Origin of the sequence: Streptomyces sp. WZ.A104, from assembly GCF_002382885.1 — a bacterium.
Taxonomy (GTDB): domain Bacteria; phylum Actinomycetota; class Actinomycetes; order Streptomycetales; family Streptomycetaceae; genus Streptomyces.
Genome location: NZ_NWVL01000080.1, coordinates 1 through 17,410, shown reverse-complemented (window position 1 = coordinate 17,410; position 17,410 = coordinate 1). Strand labels below are relative to the sequence as shown.

Below are 17,410 nucleotides of genomic sequence, written 5' to 3'. Positions count from 1 at the left end.
TCAGTAACGGTGTCGGGCCCGATCCCCCATGTCAGGACCGCTTCCGTCAGGATGTTCGCAACGCATAAGGATTCTGGAGGGGACACCTCGATGAGCTACAACCAGCCGGGCCCGTACGGCGGGCAGCCGCCACAGGGCCAGCCCGGACCGTACGGCCAGCAGCCGGGCCCGTACGGAGCCCCGCCGCCCCAGGGCCCCCCGCAGGGCCAGCCCGGTTACGGTTACCCGCAGCAGGCCCCTCAGGGCGTCCCGCCGCAGCAGCCGAACCCGTACGGTCAGCCCCAGCAGGGCTACGGCTACCCGCAGGCCCAGCAGCCGGGTCCGTACGGCCAGCAGCCGCCCGCGCCTCCGTACGGCGGTCAGCCGGGGTACGGCGAGCAGCCGCAGCAGCCGAAGAAGAAGACCGGGCTGATCGTCGGTGTCGCCGTGGTGGCGCTGGCGGTCATCGCGGGCGGGGTGTACTTCCTGACCTCCGGTGGCGGCAACAGTGACGTGGCGGACTCCACGAAGGGGTACAAGCTGACGCCCGCCGCTTCCGTGGACGACTACAAGCAGAACACGAAGGAGAAGGCGCCGACCGGGCCGCTGACGGGCAAGGAGAAGGCCGAGACGGAGGCCATGGGGATCAAGAACCCCAACCAGGCCGGCGCCCAGTACGTGAGCGGCGACATGGAGAAGAACCCGCTCACCGCGAAGATGCTCATGCTTATGGGTGTCTGGGGTGAGGTAGACGACCCCGACGCCGTCATCGACGGCTTCTTCAAGAACGCCGAGAAGGAAATGATGGCTGACGAGGGCTTTGAGGGCTCTCTGGTCGGCAGCCCGAAGAACGTCACACCGGACGGCTTCGAGGGCGCGCTGATGAAGTGCCAGGACATGAAGATCGTGAATGACAAGGCCGATGGCACGGTGCAGAACGGCCCCAAGGACATGACCATGCCGATCTGCGTCTGGGCCGACTACAGCACGGTCAGCGCGGTGATCGGTGTCGATATCGGCGGGGCCATGACCAACAAGCCAATGTCCCAGAACGAAGCAGCCACCCTCGCCGCCAAGCTGTACAACACCTCCCGCACCAAGATCTGACCGCGCAACGCCGAAGGGGCGTCCACCGCTGACCGGTGGACGCCCCTTCGGCGTACGCAACTACCGTGCCGCTACGCGGACTTCTCGTGGCGGCCGCCGTCGTTCTTGCCGATCGTGCGCGGCTCGCGCGGGACCAGCGTCGGGTTGACGTTGTCGCGGACCACGTCCGGGGTGATGACGACGCGGGCGACGTCCTTGCGGGACGGGACCTCGTACATCACGGACTGGAGGACTTCCTCCATGATCGCGCGCAGGCCGCGCGCGCCGGTCTGGCGCAGGATCGCCTGGTCGGCGATGGCCTCCAGCGCCTCGCGCTCGAAGTCCAGCTCCACGCCGTCGAGTTCGAAGAGGCGCTGGTACTGCTTGACGAGGGCGTTGCGCGGCTCGCTGAGGATCTGGAGCAGCGCCTCGCGGTCCAGGTTGTGGACGGAGGTCAGCACGGGGAGACGGCCGATGAACTCGGGGATCATCCCGAACTTCACCAGGTCCTCCGGCATGACCTCCTGGAACTGGTCGCTCGCCTGGATCTCCCGCTTGGAGCGGATCGTGGCGCCGAAGCCGATGCCCTTGGCGCCGGCCCGGGACTCGATGATCTTCTCCAGGCCGGAGAACGCGCCGCCCACGATGAACAGCACGTTCGTCGTGTCGATCTGGATGAACTCCTGGTGGGGGTGCTTGCGTCCGCCCTGCGGCGGGACGGAGGCGGTGGTGCCCTCCAGGATCTTCAGCAGGGCCTGCTGGACGCCCTCGCCGGAGACATCCCGGGTGATCGACGGGTTTTCGCTCTTACGGGCGACCTTGTCGATCTCGTCGATGTAGATGATCCCGGTCTCGGCCTTCTTGACGTCGTAGTCGGCCGCCTGGATCAGCTTGAGCAGGATGTTCTCGACGTCCTCGCCGACATAGCCGGCCTCCGTCAGCGCGGTGGCGTCCGCGATGGCGAACGGGACGTTGAGCATGCGGGCCAGCGTCTGGGCGAGCAGCGTCTTGCCGGAACCCGTGGGGCCCAGCAGGAGGATGTTCGACTTGGCGAGCTCGATCGCGTCCTCGCGACCGGCGCCGCCGCCGTTCTCGCCGGCCTGGACCCGCTTGTAGTGGTTGTACACCGCGACGGAGAGGGCCTTCTTCGCGGGCTCCTGCCCGACGACGTACCCCTCCAGGAACTCGTAGATCTCGCGAGGCTTGGGAAGCTCCTCCCAGCGGACCTCGCTCGTCTCGGCGAGCTCCTCCTCGATGATCTCGTTGCAGAGATCGATGCACTCGTCGCAGATGTACACACCGGGTCCCGCGATGAGCTTCTTCACCTGCTTCTGGCTCTTTCCGCAGAACGAGCACTTGAGCAGGTCGCCGCCATCACCGATGCGTGCCACGAGGTGCTTCCCCTTCGCCTGGGAGACGCCTGGTTCAGCGGCTCCTGGTGCCTCTATCCGACGGTACCTTGCCTGGGCCCCGGTTCGGGCCCCCCTTGGCACGGTTCACACGGCCGTGGTCGTGCAAACGGAATGTGCCAAGGGGAAAGACCGACGTCAGAGCGATGCGCCCGCGGTGGTCTTGCGGGTGGAAACGATCTGGTCGACCAGCCCGTATGCCAGGGCGTCCTCGGCCGTGAGGATCTTGTCGCGCTCGATGTCCTCGCTGATCTTCTCCAGCGGGGTGGTCGAGTGCCGGGCCAGCAGCTCCTCCAGCTGCTTGCGCATACGGAGGATCTCGTTGGCCGCGATCTCCAGGTCGGAGAGCTGCTCGCGGCCCGTCTGCGAGGACGGCTGGTGGATGAGCACCCGGGCGTGCGGGAGCGCCATGCGCTTGCCCGGGGTGCCCGCGGCGAGCAGGACGGCGGCGGCGGAGGCGGCCTGGCCCATGCAGACCGTCTGGATGTCCGGCTTCACGAACTGCATCGTGTCGTAGATCGCGGTGAGCGCGGTGAACGAGCCGCCGGGGCTGTTGATGTAGATCGAGATGTCACGGTCGGGGTCCATCGACTCCAGGCACAGCAGCTGCGCCATGACGTCGTTGGCCGAGGCGTCGTCGATCTGGACGCCCAGGAAGATCACGCGCTCCTCGAAGAGCTTCGCGTACGGGTCGTACTCACGCACACCCTGCGAGGTGCGCTCCACGAAGCGCGGGACGACGTAGCGGTTGTCCACCTGCGGGCCGGTGTAGAGGCCGCTCGCGGAGGCGCCGGGGAAGTTGTTCATGTGGGTGTTCACCATCCTGGTGGCGTTCTGTGGGCTGGAGGTCTCGGCGTACGAGATGGGAGGCGGGAGTGGTGCCGCCGGTCCGCTGGGGACCGGGTCAGGCGCCGGTGCCGCCGCCGCCCGGGATGCCCGAAGCGACCGTGATGATCTCGTCGATGAGGCCGTACTCCTTGGCCTCCTCCGCCGTGTACCAGCGGTCGCGGTCGCCGTCGCGGATGATCGTCTCGACGGTCTGGCCGGAGTGGCGGGCGGTGATCTCCGCCATCCGCGTCTTGGTGCGGAGCAGGTACTCGGCCTGGATCTTGATGTCCGAGGCCGTGCCGCCGATGCCGGCCGAACCCTGGTGCATGAGGATGTCGGTGTTCGGGAGCGCGAAGCGCTTGCCCGCGGCGCCGCCGGTGAGCAGGAACTGGCCCATGGAGGCGGCCATGCCCATGCCGATGGTGACGACGTCGTTCGGGATGTACTGCATGGTGTCGTAGACCGCCATGCCGGCCGTCACCGAGCCACCGGGGCTGTTGATGTAGAGGTAGATGTCCTTGTCCGGGTCGGCGGCAAGGAGCAGGAGCTGTGCGGTGATCTTGTTGGCGATGTCATCGTCGACCTGCTGACCGAGGAAGATGATGCGCTCGCCGAGCAGTCGGCTGTAGACCTGGTCACCGAGGCCTCCACCGAGGGACGGCTCTCCGGCGGCGTAGGGCATCAGATTCGTCACGTATCCACCTGCTCGTCTCTGACGGCTCCGGCCGTCTCAGCGTCTTCGTACCGGGCGGAGCGAGTCACTCCCCCACCCTTCCTTCATGGACCCTAACGCGCAGGTGGGACAACGCCATCCCGCTTCCCCAACTGTTCGCTGGGAGCGCAAGGTCCGCAGGGGGCACAAGGGTTCCGGGGCCGCACAGCGGTACGGCGGCATGTGACGGTATGCCACGGGGATACGACGACGGGCCCCGGACGCGTGGTGCGTCCGGGGCCCGTCGTGCCGATCAGGGCGAGGCTCAGGCCTCGTTCTTCTCCTCGGCCTTGCCCTCCGCCTTGTCCTCGGTGGCGGCCTCGGCCGTCTCCGTGGTCTCGGCGGCGGCCTCGTCCTCGTCCTCAAGGTCGACGATCTCACCGTTGGTGTCGACGACCTTGGCGGCCTCGACGACGACGGCGAGCGCCTTGCCGCGGGCGACCTCGCCGACGAGCATCGGCACCTGGCCGCCCTCGACGACGGCCTGGGCGAACTGGTCGGGGCTCATGCCGGAGGACTGCGCGCGCCGCATGAGGTGCTCGGTGAGCTCCTCCTGGTTGACGTTCAGCTTCTCCTTGTTGACGAGCTCGTCCAGGATGAACTGGGTCTTGATGCCCTTGATGGCCTGCTCGGAGGTCTCGTTCTCGAACTCCTCCAGGGTCTTGCCCTGGATCTCCAGGTACTTCTCCAGGTCGAGACCCATCTGACCGAGCTGGTGGTGCTCCAGGTTGTGCTTGCGGGTCTGGACCTCGTCCGCGAGCAGCTTCTCCGGGATCGGGACCTCGGCGAGCTTCAGCAGCTCCTCCAGGACGCGCTCCTGGGCCTGGGTGGCCTGGTCGTACTGCTTGGTGGTCTCCAGGCGCTTGCGGCTGTCGGCCTTCAGCTCCTCCAGCGTGTCGAACTCGCTGGCCATCTGGGCGAAGTCGTCGTCCAGCTCGGGGAGCTCACGGGCGGCGACGGCGGTGACCTTGACGGTGACCTCGGCGTCCTTGCCCTCGGCGGAGCCGCCCTTCAGCTGCGAGGTGAAGGTGGCCTCGCCGCCGGCCTCCAGGCCGGTCACGGCCTCGTCGATGCCGTCGAGGAGCTCGCCGGAACCGATGGTGTACGAGACACCGGCGGCCACGCCGTCCTCCAGGACCTCACCGTCGACCTTGGCCTCCAGGTCGATCGTGACGACGTCGCCGTCGGCGGCGGCGCGCTCGACCGGGTTGGTGGAGGCGAAGCGCTCGCGCAGCTGCTCCACGGCCTTCTCGACCTCTTCGTCGGTGACCTCAAGGGCGTCGACGGTGACCTCGATGCCGGAGTAGTCCGGGATCTCGATCTCGGGGCGTACGTCAACCTCGGCGGTGAAGGCCAGCAGCTCGCCGTCCTTCAGCTCGGTGATGTCGACCTCGGGCTGGCCGAGGACGTTCAGCTCACCCTCGTTGACGGCCTCGGTGTAGAACTTCGGGAGGGCGTCGTTGACGGCCTCCTCCAGCACCGCACCGCGGCCGAACCGCTGGTCGATGACCCGGGCGGGGATCTTGCCCTTGCGGAAGCCCTTCACCGTGACCTGCTGGTTGATCTTCTTGTACGCCGCGTCGAGGCTGTCCTTGAGCTCCTCGAAGGGCACCTCGATGCTGAGCCGAACCCGAGTCGGGTTCAGGGTCTCCACGGCGCTCTTCACGGTTCGGTCTCCTTGGTGGCTGACTTCTTGGGGTTCTGCTGGGCCGCCGATTGGCGGCTTCGCGGACCGAGCCCGGTACATCAGACACACGGGCACGCATTTTGCATAGTAACGGCAAGGGGGAGCTCTCCCACAATGCGATCTTGCTGGTGGTCGGGGTGGCCGGATTCGAACCGACGACCTTCCGCTCCCAAAGCGGACGCGCTACCAAGCTGCGCCACACCCCGTCGGTGCGACACGTAGGGTACATGCACGGGAGCAGCGCATCCGCCGCTTCACGAAGCGGTCGGGGGTCCGGCCCGGCGGCCGCCGATACGGGTGTGCGGGCACCGCCGCCGACCCGCTACGATGCTCTTCGTGCCGCGGTCCACCGGACCTGCGGTGCGATGCTTGCGGGCGTAGCTCAATGGTAGAGCCCTAGTCTTCCAAACTAGCTACGCGGGTTCGATTCCCGTCGCCCGCTCCACGCAGTCGAGGGCCGGGCCGGAGGATGATCCTCCGGCCCGGCCCTCGCGCGTTGCGGCGATTCAGAAGCTGATCTGGTTGATGGTGTCGGCTATCGAGTTCATGAACCTGTTGATCGACGGGGCCATGCCGGTCGAGGCCAGGAAGAAGCCGAAGAGCACGGCGACGATCGCGGGGCCGGCCTTGATCGAGCCCCCGCGGATCATTACCACCAGGATGACCGCGAACAGCAGCACCATAGACAGTGAAATAGCCACGTCTGATCACACCCTCGGTCGGTCCGCCTTGCCGGCCCGGAAGCGTGCACCAGAGCGCGCCCCGTCGCTCCCATCGTGCCACCAACTCCCCCCTGGTCGCTGCCGGGTGACGGAACGGAGTGACCGGATCTCGCCACCCTCACCGCCGGGCCGGCTCCGCTCCCACCTGTGCGCCTGCTGTGAAATCAGGGCGGCCGGATATCCGTAACGGCGACCGTTCCCGTATCCCCACACTTCGTTCACAGGAAATTACAAGGTACGCATGCGGCGTAATTCACCCCACTCAACACTCCGCCGATATGCACCATTTGAACGGGACCAAGCGGGTCATAACGGGCGGTGTTCGACGGTTTCACATTCGAATAGAGGGGAACACGCGATATCTCATCGCAGTTTTACGCGAGGCAATCGGCCGGTCTAAAGTCCCTGAGATGTTCCAAGCTCCGAGCGCATTTCAGAGGGCCCCGCTCCCCCCGGCGACCCGGGAGCCGGAGCCCAGACAAGAGCAGGCACTCTTCGCCACCGCTCCGCCGCCCGCGGGGGCGAAGAAGCGTGATCCCTACTTCGACAACGTGAAGTATCTGGCCATCGTCCTCGTCGCGGTGGCGCACGCCTGGGAACCCGTGATGGACGGCAGCCGGGCGACCCGGGCGCTGTACATGATCGTGTACACGTTCCACATGCCGGCGTTCATCCTCATCTCCGGCTACTTCTCCCGCTCGTTCGACATGACGCCGAGCAAGGTGAAGCGGCTGATCGCCTCGGTCGTCGTGCCGTACGTGCTGTTCGAGACGGCGTATTCGCTCTTCAAGCGGTACGCGGGCGATTCGCCCGACATGGCGCTCAGCCTGACCGACCCGTTCTACCTGACCTGGTTCCTGGTCGCCCTGTTCGTCTGGCGGGTGACCACGCCGATCTGGCAGAGCCTGCGCCATCCGCTGCCGGTGGCCCTCGGCATCGCCGTGCTTGCCTCCGTATCCCCCGAGATCGGCAACGACCTCGACCTTCAGCGGGTGCTTCAGTTCCTCCCGTTCTTCGTCCTCGGTCTGCTGGTGAAGCCCGAGCACTTCCAGCTGGTGGGGCGGCGCGAGGTGCGGCTGCTGTCCGTGCCGCTGGTCGCGGGCGCGCTGCTGTTCGCGTACTGGATCGCCCCGCGTATGCAGCTCGGGTGGCTCTACCGCGCCAACAGCGCCCAGGAGATGGGCGCGCCGTGGTGGTCCGGCGCCGTGATGACCCTGGCCATGTTCGGCTGCGGCCTGGTGCTGACGATCGCCTTCCTGGCCTGGGTGCCCCGCCGGAACCTGTGGTTCACGGTCCTGGGCGCCGGAACGATCTGCGGCTATCTGCTGCACGGGTTCCTGATCAAGGGAGCCGAGTACGCGGGCCTGTTCGACCGCTACACCTGGCTCTCCGGCCCCGCCGGACTGATCGCCGTCTCGGTCACCACCGCCGCGGCCGTGACGCTGATGTGTGCGCCGCCGGTGACCCGGGTGCTGAAGTGCGCCACCGATCCGGATCTGGCGTGGGCGTTCCGGAGGACCCCCGCCGCGAAACGCTGACTCCCGGCCCCTCCTGATCCACCCGCCGGCCCCGGCCTCGGGTGGATCAGTGCGTTCCGGGGTTGGCCGGATTCTTTCGTTCTGCGGAGGAAGCCGCGTCATCCAGCCCCAACAAGCCCCGCACCTGCGCGTACTTCGCCGCCAGCCGGGAACGCGTCGCCGGGTCCAGGACCGCGAGGCGGGCGGGGTCGCCGTTGTGGGCGAGGTCCGCCTCCTTGATCAGCAGGGCCCCGGGGGTGGCGAGAATCCGCCCGGTGTAGGAGGACAGCTCCTCGCCCGGCCGTTTGGTCACCGCCAGGACCAGGACCTTCACCTCCTGGGACAGGGCGGCCGCGGCCAGCCACTGCGGGGAGAGAGCACCGTCCTCGATCGCGTCGTGCAGCCATGCCGCGGCGATCTGCTCGTCGCTGCCGCCGCGCACCCGTACACCTTCGGCCACCGCAGCCAGGTGTTCAGCGTAGGGACGGCCCGCCTTGTCGGTCTGCGCCGCATGCGCCGCGCGAGCGATGACCTCCACCTCGGCGAGCGTCAGATCAGGGTCGGTCATGGGCCGACTCTACGGCCACGAGGGACCCTGCGGCCGGGTCCGCGCCCGGGCCCCCGAGCGGGCCCGCATCCCACCTTTCGCCGCGCGCCAGGAAGTTGACGATCCGACCCAACTCGACCAAACAGACAAAAGCTGACAATCAGACCGCTCCACAGTTGCAGAGTAAATTATTCGGTAAACTAATTACTGATGGTTTATTAACGCTCTCTTGACGCATCCTTGACACCCCCTTGACCCAGTACGAAGGACAGGCTCATCGGACACGCAGACACCCTCCTCGCCATGGGCGGCGCCTTCCTGGCCGCTGCCGTTCTCGCCCGCCTCGGTGGCCGTATCGGGCTGCCGACGATCCCCCTGTTCATCCTGGCCGGGATACTCCTCGGCCCGCACACGCCCGGTTACACGCTCCTGTCCAACCCGCACGACCTGGAGATGCTCTCCGCGCTGGGACTCGTCCTCCTGCTCTTCTACCTGGGGCTTGAGTTCCACATGGACGACCTCAGGACGGGCGGCCGGAAGATGGCCGTCGCGGGCGGGACATATCTCGCCCTGAACGTCGGCGCCGGTCTCGCCTTCGGCTTCGCACTGGGCTGGGGCACCTCCGAGGCCCTCGTCCTCGCCGGTGTCCTCGGCATCTCCTCCTCGGCGATCGTCACCAAGATCCTGGTGGACCTGGGGCGCATCGGGAATCCGGAGACCCGGCCGATCCTCGGCATCATCGTCGTCGAGGACGTCTTCCTCGCCCTGTATCTGGCGGCGCTCCAGCCGATCCTGTCCGGTGCGGACAGCCTCTCGGCCGCGCTGATCGACGGTGGCAAGGCCTTCGGCTTCCTGCTGCTGCTCGCCCTCGCCGCCCGGTTCGGGACGAAGATCATCGGCAAGCTCATGAACACCAAGGACGACGAACTGCTCGTCATCTCCTTCCTCGGCGCCGCGGTCTTCGTCGCGGGGGTCTCCGAGATGTTCGGGGTCGCCGACGCCATCGGTGCCTTCATGGTCGGTCTGATGCTCGGCTCGACCTCGGCCGGCGACCGCATCCTCAAGCTGGTCCACCCGCTGCGGGACGCGTTCGGTGCGATCTTCTTCTTCGCCTTCGGCCTCTCCATCGACCCGGGCGACCTGCCGAGCGTGCTGTGGCCGGTGCTGGCGGCCGTGGCGCTGACGCTCGCCATGAACGTCGGGGCCGGTCTGGCGGCCGCCAGGGTGTACTCCTTCGGCGCGCAGGCCACGGCGAACATCGCCACCACGCTGGTGGCCCGGGGTGAGTTCGCGCTGATCCTCGCCACGATGGCGGCTGCCGCCGGACTGGACGAGCGGCTCTCGCCGTTCATCGCCGGTTACGTCCTCCTGCTCGCCGTCCTCGCGCCGCTGGCCGCCGGACGCTCGCACTGGCTGGCCCGCATCCTTCCGGGCGACCGCGAGAAGGACGGGAACCAGGATCAGGAGCGGATGCCGGCGCCGGTCTGAGACCGCCATCGGGTACGAAGCGGAAGCGGTTCGTACGGAATGCGCACGGAAGCGGAGAGGCGCCCGGCAGCCGAGGGGACCTTCGGGTGAGGGGCGCCTCTTCGTTGACGTACGTCAGGCCCGGCGCGAGATCAGCAGCAGCGCCCGGTCGTCGTTGACGTCCTTGGCGCAGGCCTCGATCAGATGCCAGGCCGCGCCCTCGAAGCCGGTCGGCACATAGCGGTTGGCCTCACCCGTGAGCCGGTCGATGCCCTCGGAGATGTCCCGGTCGGACGCCTCCACCAGGCCGTCCGTGAAGAGCATCAGCACGTCCCCCGGCGCGAGCGAGCCCTTGACCGCGTCGAACTCGGCCCCGTCGTAGACCCCGAGCAGGGGGCCCTCCCCGGACTTCTCCTCCCACCGGCCGCTGCCCGCGTGGAGCTGAAGGGCGGGCGGATGACCGGCCGAGAAGATCTCGTAGTCCCCGGAGTCCAGGTCCAGCACCAGGTGGATCGAGGTGGCGAAGCCCTCGTCCCAGTCCTGGCGCAGCAGATAGCCGTTGGCCGCGGAGAGGAAGTCGTGCGGCGGCAGCGAGCCGAGCAGCCCGCCGAAGGCGCCCGACAGCAGCAGGGCCCGGGAGCCCGCGTCCATGCCCTTGCCGGAGACGTCGGTGAGGACGACCTCCAGGGTGCGACCGCCGTGGGTGCGGGCCGCGACGACGAAGTCCCCCGAGAACGACTGGCCGCCGGCCGGGCGCAGCGCCATCTCGCGGTGCCAGCCCTGGGGCAGCCGGGGCAGGGCGCTCTGGACCCGGATGCGTTCGCGCAGGTCGAAGAGCATCGTGCCGCCGCGCCGCCAGGGCACCCCGACGCGGGCCCGGAACTGGGCGAGGACCAGGCCGAAGAACCCGCAGGCGGCGACCACGAGCACGTTGCCGGGGGTGACCCGGGCCGGGCCCTGCGCGTACGGGCCCAGCGTGAGCGCCTCCACGATCAGGGCGGCCGCGGCCGTCGCGTACAGGCCCAGCAGGCTGGCCGGGCGCAGCAGCAGTCCGCCCGCCACGATGGGCAGGACGAGGGCGGTCGGGGCGACCCACACGGGGCTCACGACGGTGGCGAAGGTGATGGCGGGGATCGTCAGCAGCAGACCGGCCAGGGCGATCCAGTCGGAGCCGTCGCCGCGGAAGTAGTCGACCCCGGATTTGCGCAGCCCGATGCGAGCCCGGTGCAGCGTTCTGCGCCACCGGGCCCAGAAGTCGTCTGTTCCTCCGCTACGGGCCACTGCCGGGACCCTATCCACCCGGACGCCTCCGGTGCAGGGGACCCCGGTGACAATGCGCTCGAAACGGCGTCGGCGGTGCGCGTCTCCCAGCCTTCCTCGGTGCGCTTTCAGCCTTTTCCGCCGCTCGTCGGGCCAGGGAGCTGGCATCCGGGGCACCAGAAGAGGTTGCGGGCGGACAGGTCCGCGGTGCGGATCTCCGTACCGCAGATGTGGCAGGGCAGGTTGGCCCGGCGGTAGACGTAGACCTCGCCCCCGTGGTCGTCGACGCGGGGCGGGCGGCCCATCGCCTCGGGGAGGTGCTCGGGGCGGACGGTGTCGATCCGGTTGTTCCGTACGCCCTCGTGCATCAGCTCCACCAGGTCCGCCCAGATCGCGTCCCAGGCCGCGCGGGTGAGGTCCTTGCCCGCGCGGTACGGGTCGATGCCGTGGCGGAAGAGGACCTCGGCGCGGTAGACGTTGCCGACGCCCGCGATGACCTTCTGGTCCATCAGGAGGGCGGCGACGGTGGTCCGGCTGCGGGAGATCCGCCGCCAGGCGCGTTCCCCGTCCTCGTCGCCGCGCAGCGGGTCCGGGCCGAGGCGCTCGTGTATCGCGCGCTTCTCCGGCTCGGTGATCAGGGCGCAGGTGGTGGGCCCGCGCAGGTCGGCGTGGTGGTCCGCGTTGACCAGGCGGAGGCGGACCGTGTCGGTGGGCGGCGGGGCGGGGGCCGTGCCGAAGCCGAGCTTGCCGAAGAGGCCGAGGTGGATGTGGACCCAGCCGGCGCCGCCGAAGCCGAGGAAGAGGTGCTTGCCGTGGGCGTCGGTGGTGGTGAGGGTGTGCCCGTCGAGCAGGGCCGCGCTGTCGGAGAACTTGCCCTGCGGACTGCTCACCCGGACCGGGGCGCCCGCGAACCGTTCGGCGTGGTCCTGGGCGAGGCGGTGGATCGTGTGTCCCTCGGGCACGGTGTGGCTCCTGTGGCAGGCGGGCGGTGACATGGCCGTGCCGCCGGGTCCGGGACCCGGCGGCACGGGAAGGTGTGGTGGATCAGCCCTGCTGCGGGTGGTGGGCCGGGATCGGGGGGAGCTCGCCGGTGGTCTCGTACGCCGAGAGCATCTCGATGCGGCGCGTGTGGCGCTCCTCGTTCGAGTACGGCGTGGAGAGGAAGATCTCGACGAACTTCGTCGACTCCTCGACGGTGTGCATCCGGCCGCCGATCGCGATGACGTTCGCGTTGTTGTGCTCACGGCCGAGGGCGGCGGTCTGCTCGCTCCAGGCCAGTGCGGCACGGACGCCCTTGACCTTGTTGGCGGCGATCTGCTCGCCGTTGCCGGAGCCGCCGATCACGATGCCGAGGCTGTCCGGGTCGGCGGCCGTCTTCTCGGCGGCACGCAGGCAGAACGGCGGGTAGTCGTCCTGGGCGTCGTAGATGTGGGGGCCGCAGTCGACGGCCTCGTGCCCGTGGGCACCGAGCCACTCGACGAGGTGGTTCTTGAGTTCGTAACCGGCATGGTCGGATCCGAGGTACACGCGCATGGTGCGAAGTGTGGCACGAACGCCGCAAGATGGCCGCCAGCGGGGTGGGGGCCTGTCCCGTTGTTCGACCAGGGCGGCGATCGCGATGAGTGAGAGGCGAGGCAGTGAAGCCGTAGCGCTACGTGCGGCCGTGGAGCCGTCGGCGTACGTGCTGCTGTGAAGTCGTAGCCGTACGTGCTGCTGCGGCCGTAGGCGTCGACGGGTACGAAGAGAGGCCCGCCGGTCCGGTTCTTCCGGAGCGGCGGGCCTCTTCGGTGGACCTTCAAGTGGTCCTACGGCGTCAGCCGCGGCGGCCGAGGAGCTTCCAGGCGGCGGGCAGGGCGCCCATCGCCAGGGCCGCCTTGAGCGCGTCGCCGATCAGAAACGGGGTGAGCCCGGCCGCGACGGCGGCGCTCGGGGACATGCCGGTGGCGAGCGCGAGGTAGGGCACGCCGACGGCGTAGATGATCGCGGACCCGACCACCATCGTGCCCGCCGTGCGGAGCACCGAGCGGTCGCCGCCGCGCCGGGCGAGGGCGCCGACGACGGTGGCGGCGAGCAGCATCCCGAGGATGTAGCCGAGGGACGGCATCGCGTAGCCCGAGGTGCCCTCGGCGAACCACGGCATGCCGGCCATGCCGACGAGCGCGTACACCGCGAGGGAGAGGAAGCCGCGGCGGGCGCCGAGCGCGGTGCCGATGAGCAGCGCGGCGAAGGTCTGGCCGGTGACCGGGACCGGGGAGCCGGGGACCGGGACGGCGATCTGGGCCGCGATGCCGGTCAGGGCGGCGCCGCCCAGGACGAGGGCCGCGTCCACGGCGTAGCGGTGCCGGACTGCGGGCAGCAGGTCGGCGAGGACCGCTCCGGAACGGACGGGGGCGGCAGCAGTGCTCATCGGGACTCCGCGGGTGAGGGCAAGAAGGGGGGCGGGACTGGTGGAGACGTTAGCCCAGGGGTGAACGCTCGATCACCATCAGCCGCCCACAAAGCGGTGGTTGGCGGGTTGGTGGGGTTCACACAAAGGTCGTCACGCAATCACCTGCGGGCGTGACACTCGTCACTGAGGTGAGGCGGCAGGTGGCCCGTTTTGCCGGGAAGGGCATCGCGGCCTCAGACTGTAGGTTCCCCATAAATGACCCGAGAGTGACCCGCACCCATGCACGAGGCTCCCCCCGCCGCCCCCGCCGTCCCTCCGGAGCCCCTGGCACCCGCTGTCGCGTCGGAGCCCCTGGTGCCCGCCGAGCCGCTCGCCCACGGGCTGAAGCAGCGCCACCTCACGATGCTCGGGCTCGGCGGGGTGATCGGGGCCGGGCTGTTCGTGGGCTCGGGCGCCGGGATCGCGGTGGCGGGGCCCGCGATCGTCGTCTCGTATCTGATCGCGGGGGCGCTCGCGATGCTGGTGATGCGGATGCTGGGCGAGATGTCCGCGGCGATGCCCGCATCCGGCTCCTTCTCCGTGCATGCCGAGCGGGCTCTCGGGCGGTGGGCCGGGTTCAGCGTCGGCTGGCTGTACTGGTTCCTGCTGGTGGTGGTCCTCGCCGTGGAGGCGACGGCGGCCGCGCAGATCGCCCACGGGTGGGTCCCGGCGGTCGAACCGTGGGCGTGGGTGCTGCTGTTCATGGTGGTCTTCACCGCGGCGAACCTGACGGCGGTGAAGAACTTCGGGGAGTTCGAGTTCTGGTTCGCCTCCTTGAAGGTCGGCGCGATCGTGGTCTTCCTGGTGCTCGGGCTGCTGGCGGTCTTCGGCCTGCTCCCGGACACCGCCCCGGTCGGGATGACCAACCTGACCGGGCAGGGCGGCTTTCTGCCGAACGGCTGGAGCGGGGTGGTCGCCGGGGTGCTGACCGTGGTCTTCGCCTTCGGCGGCCTGGAGGTCGTCACCATCGCCGCCGCCGAAACGAACGATCCGGCGCGTGCGGTGGGGCGGGCGGTGCGCAGCGCGGTGGTGCGCATCCTCTTCTTCTACGTGGGTTCGATGCTGGTCATCGTGGCCGTGCTGCCGTGGACCGCGCAGCAGGCCGGGCTGAGCCCCTACGTGAAGGTGCTGGACACGATCGGGGTGCCGTCGGCCGGGCAGGTCATGAACATCGTGGTGTTCGTGGCGCTGCTCTCCGCGCTGAACGCCAACCTGTACGGCTCGTCACGGATGGTGTTCTCGCTGGCGGAGCGCGGGGAGGCGCCGCGCGGTCTGCTGAAGGTGTCGGGCAGCAGGCTCTCCGGCAGCGGGAAGGGCGGCGGTGTGCCCCGGCGGGCGGTGCTGGCTTCGGTGGCCTTCGGCTTCGTCTCCGTACTGCTGAATCTGCTGTGGCCGGACACGGTGTTCCTGTACATGCTCAACTCGGTCGGCGCGGTGCTGCTGTTCGTGTGGGCGCTGATCGCCCTTTCGCAGCTGCGGCTGCGGGAGCGGCTGGAGCGGGAGGCCCCGGGGGCGCTGACCCTGCGGATGTGGTGCTTCCCGTATCTGTCCTGGCTGACGCTGGCCGGTCTGTTCGGGGTCCTGCTGCTGATGCTGACCGACGATGCGGCGCGCCCGCAGGTGCTGTGGTCGGCGGGGGCGACGACGCTGGTGCTGATGGTGGCGGTGAGGCGTCAGCGACGGGAGCGGCGGGTGCGCAAGGGCTCGGCCGATGCTGAAGCTGGTGCCGGAACTCAAGGCGATGCTGAAGCTGACGTGAGTACCGATCGGTAGGCGAATGTGCACCTTGTGTGAACCTCGTGACCGTATAGCGGACACTCGTTCCCTGTGAGCGGTACGGATGCTCAGACTGTGGGCTCGTCCCCTTGTCTCGGCTACCGAACAGAGCTCGTCCATGTCCCGGACCTCCGCCTCTCCCCCCACCGCTGACTCCGCAGCCCCCGCCACGGCGACGGCGACGGCAGACTCCGCGCTCGCCCACGGTCTCAAGCAGCGGCACCTCTCGATGATCGCCCTCGGAGGGGTGATCGGCGCCGGTCTCTTCGTCAGCTCGGGCGCCGGAATCGCCGCAGCCGGGCCCTCGATCATCATCGCGTACGCCATATCCGGCCTGCTCGTCATGATGGTGATGCGCATGCTCGGCGAGATGTCCGCCGCGAACCCGGCCTCCGGCTCCTTCTCGGTGCACGCCGAACGGGCTATCGGCCCCTGGGCCGGATTCACCGCCGGGTGGTCCTTCTGGTTCCTGCTCTGCGTCGCCGTCGGCCTGGAGGGCATCGGCGCGGCGCAGATCGTCAGCGGCTGGCTGCCGGGGACGCCGGAATGGGCGTGGGTCGCCCTGTTCATGGTGATCTTCCTCGGAACGAACCTGGCCGCGGTGAAGAACTTCGGCGAGTTCGAGTTCTGGTTCGCCGCGCTCAAGGTCATCGCGATCACGCTGTTCCTGGTGCTCGGCCTGCTGGCGATCCTCGGCGTACTGCCCGACGCGGACGCGCCCGGCCTGTCGAACCTCACGGGCGACGGCGGCTTCCTGCCCAAGGGCATGGACGGCTTCATCATCGGACTCCTCGCCTCCGTCTTCGCGTACGGCGGTCTGGAGACCGTCACCATCGCCGCCGCCGAGTCGGAGAACCCGGTGCAGGGCGTCGCGAAGGCGGTCCGTACGGCGATGTGGCGCATCTCGGTCTTCTACATCGGCTCCATGGCGGTCATCGTCACGCTGGTGCCCTGGGACGACCCGAAGGTCGCGAAGGTCGGCCCGTTCTACGCGATGCTCGACCACCTCGGCGTCGGCAGTGCCGCGCAGATCATGAACGTGGTCATCCTCATCGCCCTGCTCTCCGCGATGAACGCCAACATCTACGGCGCTTCGCGCATGGCCCGGTCGCTGGTCGTCCGGGGCCAGGGTCCGACCGTGCTCGGGAAGATCTCGAACGGGGTGCCGCGCAACGCGGTGCTGTTCTCCTCGGTCTTCGGGTTCCTGTGCGTGCTGCTCAGCTACTGGCGGCCGGACGACGTCTTCCCCTGGCTGCTGAACATGATCGGCGCGGTGATCCTGGTGGTGTGGATCTTCATCGCCGTCTCCCAGCTGATCCTGCGCAGCCGGACCGAGCGGGAGGCCCCGGAGAAGCTGGTCGTCCGGATGTGGTTCTTCCCCATCGGCACGGTCGTCGCCCTGGTGGCCATGGTGGGCATCTTCCTGCTGATGCTGCGCCAGCCGGACACCCGCGACCAGCTGCTCGCCACGGGGGCACTGACCGTGGGGCTGATCGGCATCGGGCTGGTACGTCAGCGGCGACGGGGCAGCGACGGCGACAGGGACAGCCACACCGGGGACAGCGACAGCGGGGACCAGGTCGCCGAGGTCCCCGCCCAGCGGCGGTAGGGCTCCGCCGCGCACTACCGCGGTGACGCCGGGCTCCGGCCTCCGGCTCGTACACGTACGTACGAGGAGGGGTCGGAACCCGGCGTTCCGCGTTCCGGGGAGGGGCGACTCCCCCAAGCCGGGCGGCGCGGGGCCGTGGGTGAGCGGACATGAACGGGCCAGACGCCGTACGCCGGACTGTCACCCGTCCTCGCTTCGGTGGTGCGCTGCCGCCATCCGAGGAGCTGCCATGTCCCTTGCACCGAGGCGCCGTTCGATCCTCCTGGCCACCGCTTCCGCCGCCGCCACCGCGGCTGCCACCGCCCCAACCGCCGCGTCCGCCCCGGCGGGCCCGCGCCCGCCCCGCCCCGCCGGCCCGCTCGTCATCGGGCACCGCGGGGCGG

Annotated in this window: 15 protein-coding genes and 2 tRNA genes; 6 read left to right on the top strand and 11 right to left on the bottom strand. The window is 69.1% G+C overall.

Annotated features, from left to right (window positions below):
* Window positions 1-90 precede the first annotated feature (90 nt).
* Window positions 91-1,086, top strand: coding sequence for a hypothetical protein (locus tag CIB93_RS31100; RefSeq protein WP_096631741.1), 996 nt, complete (start codon window positions 91-93; stop codon window positions 1,084-1,086).
* A 71-nt stretch (window positions 1,087-1,157) separates the two neighbouring features.
* On the opposite strand, the gene clpX is transcribed toward CIB93_RS31100, so the two are convergent.
* The 5 genes from clpX to CIB93_RS31075 all read right to left on the bottom strand — a co-directional run bounded on the left by clpX (window position 1,158) and on the right by CIB93_RS31075 (window position 5,907).
* Entirely contained in the window at window positions 1,158-2,456 is a 1,299-nt protein-coding gene (gene clpX, locus CIB93_RS31095) for an ATP-dependent Clp protease ATP-binding subunit ClpX (protein WP_096631740.1), read from the bottom strand.
* 156 nt (window positions 2,457-2,612) lie between these two features.
* Complete coding sequence (locus tag CIB93_RS31090; protein ID WP_096631738.1) at window positions 2,613-3,296, bottom strand: ATP-dependent Clp protease proteolytic subunit; 684 nt, start codon at window positions 3,294-3,296, stop codon at window positions 2,613-2,615.
* 82 nt (window positions 3,297-3,378) lie between these two features.
* A complete protein-coding gene (locus tag CIB93_RS31085) occupies window positions 3,379-3,984 on the bottom strand; it encodes an ATP-dependent Clp protease proteolytic subunit (RefSeq protein ID WP_096631757.1) in 606 nt (201 codons plus the stop codon).
* Window positions 3,985-4,279: 295 nt separating this feature from the next.
* The gene (tig, locus tag CIB93_RS31080; RefSeq protein ID WP_096631737.1) at window positions 4,280-5,680 is read right to left on the bottom strand and encodes a trigger factor; all 1,401 of its coding nucleotides are present in this window, start codon (window positions 5,678-5,680) and stop codon (window positions 4,280-4,282) included.
* A gap of 150 nt (window positions 5,681-5,830) precedes the next feature.
* Window positions 5,831-5,907: transfer RNA gene (locus CIB93_RS31075), tRNA-Pro, on the bottom strand.
* Between the two features lie 165 nt (window positions 5,908-6,072).
* Between CIB93_RS31075 and CIB93_RS31070 the strand changes: the two genes are divergently transcribed.
* Window positions 6,073-6,146 (top strand) — tRNA-Gly (locus CIB93_RS31070).
* A gap of 61 nt (window positions 6,147-6,207) precedes the next feature.
* On the opposite strand, the gene CIB93_RS31065 is transcribed toward CIB93_RS31070, so the two are convergent.
* Window positions 6,208-6,402, bottom strand: a complete 195-nt coding sequence (locus tag CIB93_RS31065; protein WP_026290750.1) for a hypothetical protein — start codon at window positions 6,400-6,402, stop codon at window positions 6,208-6,210.
* A gap of 431 nt (window positions 6,403-6,833) precedes the next feature.
* Between CIB93_RS31065 and CIB93_RS31060 the strand changes: the two genes are divergently transcribed.
* Complete coding sequence (locus CIB93_RS31060) at window positions 6,834-7,961, top strand: acyltransferase family protein (RefSeq protein WP_096631735.1); 1,128 nt, start codon at window positions 6,834-6,836, stop codon at window positions 7,959-7,961.
* Between the two features lie 46 nt (window positions 7,962-8,007).
* Here CIB93_RS31060 and CIB93_RS31055 read toward each other — a convergent pair whose 3' ends face one another.
* Window positions 8,008-8,508, bottom strand: coding sequence for an HD domain-containing protein (locus tag CIB93_RS31055; protein ID WP_096631734.1), 501 nt, complete (start codon window positions 8,506-8,508; stop codon window positions 8,008-8,010).
* Window positions 8,509-8,790: 282 nt separating this feature from the next.
* On the opposite strand from CIB93_RS31055, the gene CIB93_RS31050 reads away from it, so the two are divergent.
* Window positions 8,791-9,975: a cation:proton antiporter gene (locus CIB93_RS31050; protein WP_096631732.1), complete on the top strand. Its 1,185-nt coding sequence runs from the start codon at window positions 8,791-8,793 to the stop codon at window positions 9,973-9,975.
* A 114-nt stretch (window positions 9,976-10,089) separates the two neighbouring features.
* Here the strand turns inward: CIB93_RS31050 and CIB93_RS31045 are convergent, their stop codons facing one another.
* The 4 genes from CIB93_RS31045 to CIB93_RS31030 all read right to left on the bottom strand — a co-directional run bounded on the left by CIB93_RS31045 (window position 10,090) and on the right by CIB93_RS31030 (window position 13,621).
* Window positions 10,090-11,235 (bottom strand): PP2C family protein-serine/threonine phosphatase, encoded by a 1,146-nt coding sequence (locus tag CIB93_RS31045; RefSeq protein WP_096631731.1) that lies wholly within the window; start codon window positions 11,233-11,235, stop codon window positions 10,090-10,092.
* A gap of 107 nt (window positions 11,236-11,342) precedes the next feature.
* The gene (locus CIB93_RS31040; protein ID WP_096631729.1) at window positions 11,343-12,176 is read right to left on the bottom strand and encodes an Fpg/Nei family DNA glycosylase; all 834 of its coding nucleotides are present in this window, start codon (window positions 12,174-12,176) and stop codon (window positions 11,343-11,345) included.
* An 82-nt stretch (window positions 12,177-12,258) separates the two neighbouring features.
* Window positions 12,259-12,747 (bottom strand): ribose-5-phosphate isomerase, encoded by a 489-nt coding sequence (locus tag CIB93_RS31035; RefSeq protein ID WP_096631727.1) that lies wholly within the window; start codon window positions 12,745-12,747, stop codon window positions 12,259-12,261.
* A 280-nt stretch (window positions 12,748-13,027) separates the two neighbouring features.
* Window positions 13,028-13,621, bottom strand: coding sequence for a biotin transporter BioY (locus tag CIB93_RS31030; RefSeq protein ID WP_096631725.1), 594 nt, complete (start codon window positions 13,619-13,621; stop codon window positions 13,028-13,030).
* A gap of 261 nt (window positions 13,622-13,882) precedes the next feature.
* Between CIB93_RS31030 and CIB93_RS31025 the strand changes: the two genes are divergently transcribed.
* Together CIB93_RS31025 and CIB93_RS31020 are read left to right on the top strand one after the other, a co-directional pair.
* Window positions 13,883-15,415, top strand: a complete 1,533-nt coding sequence (locus tag CIB93_RS31025) for an amino acid permease (RefSeq protein ID WP_096631724.1) — start codon at window positions 13,883-13,885, stop codon at window positions 15,413-15,415.
* Between the two features lie 121 nt (window positions 15,416-15,536).
* Window positions 15,537-17,027, top strand: a complete 1,491-nt coding sequence (locus CIB93_RS31020; protein ID WP_096631722.1) for an amino acid permease — start codon at window positions 15,537-15,539, stop codon at window positions 17,025-17,027.
* Window positions 17,028-17,410: the final 383 nt, after the last annotated feature.

Bases quoted from the DNA above. Each gene is read 5' to 3' on its own strand.
- CIB93_RS31020 (WP_096631722.1), top strand. From the start codon at position 15,537: ATGTCCCGGACCTCCGCCTCTCCCCCCACCGCTGACTCCGCAGCCCCC.
- CIB93_RS31035 (WP_096631727.1), bottom strand. From the start codon at position 12,747: ATGCGCGTGTACCTCGGATCCGACCATGCCGGTTACGAACTCAAGAAC.
- CIB93_RS31090 (WP_096631738.1), bottom strand. From the start codon at position 3,296: ATGGTGAACACCCACATGAACAACTTCCCCGGCGCCTCCGCGAGCGGC.
- CIB93_RS31050 (WP_096631732.1), top strand. From the start codon at position 8,791: ATGGGCGGCGCCTTCCTGGCCGCTGCCGTTCTCGCCCGCCTCGGTGGC.
- CIB93_RS31100 (WP_096631741.1), top strand. From the start codon at position 91: ATGAGCTACAACCAGCCGGGCCCGTACGGCGGGCAGCCGCCACAGGGC.
- CIB93_RS31025 (WP_096631724.1), top strand. From the start codon at position 13,883: ATGCACGAGGCTCCCCCCGCCGCCCCCGCCGTCCCTCCGGAGCCCCTG.
- CIB93_RS31030 (WP_096631725.1), bottom strand. From the start codon at position 13,621: ATGAGCACTGCTGCCGCCCCCGTCCGTTCCGGAGCGGTCCTCGCCGAC.
- CIB93_RS31085 (WP_096631757.1), bottom strand. From the start codon at position 3,984: ATGCCCTACGCCGCCGGAGAGCCGTCCCTCGGTGGAGGCCTCGGTGAC.
- CIB93_RS31060 (WP_096631735.1), top strand. From the start codon at position 6,834: ATGTTCCAAGCTCCGAGCGCATTTCAGAGGGCCCCGCTCCCCCCGGCG.
- CIB93_RS31055 (WP_096631734.1), bottom strand. From the start codon at position 8,508: ATGACCGACCCTGATCTGACGCTCGCCGAGGTGGAGGTCATCGCTCGC.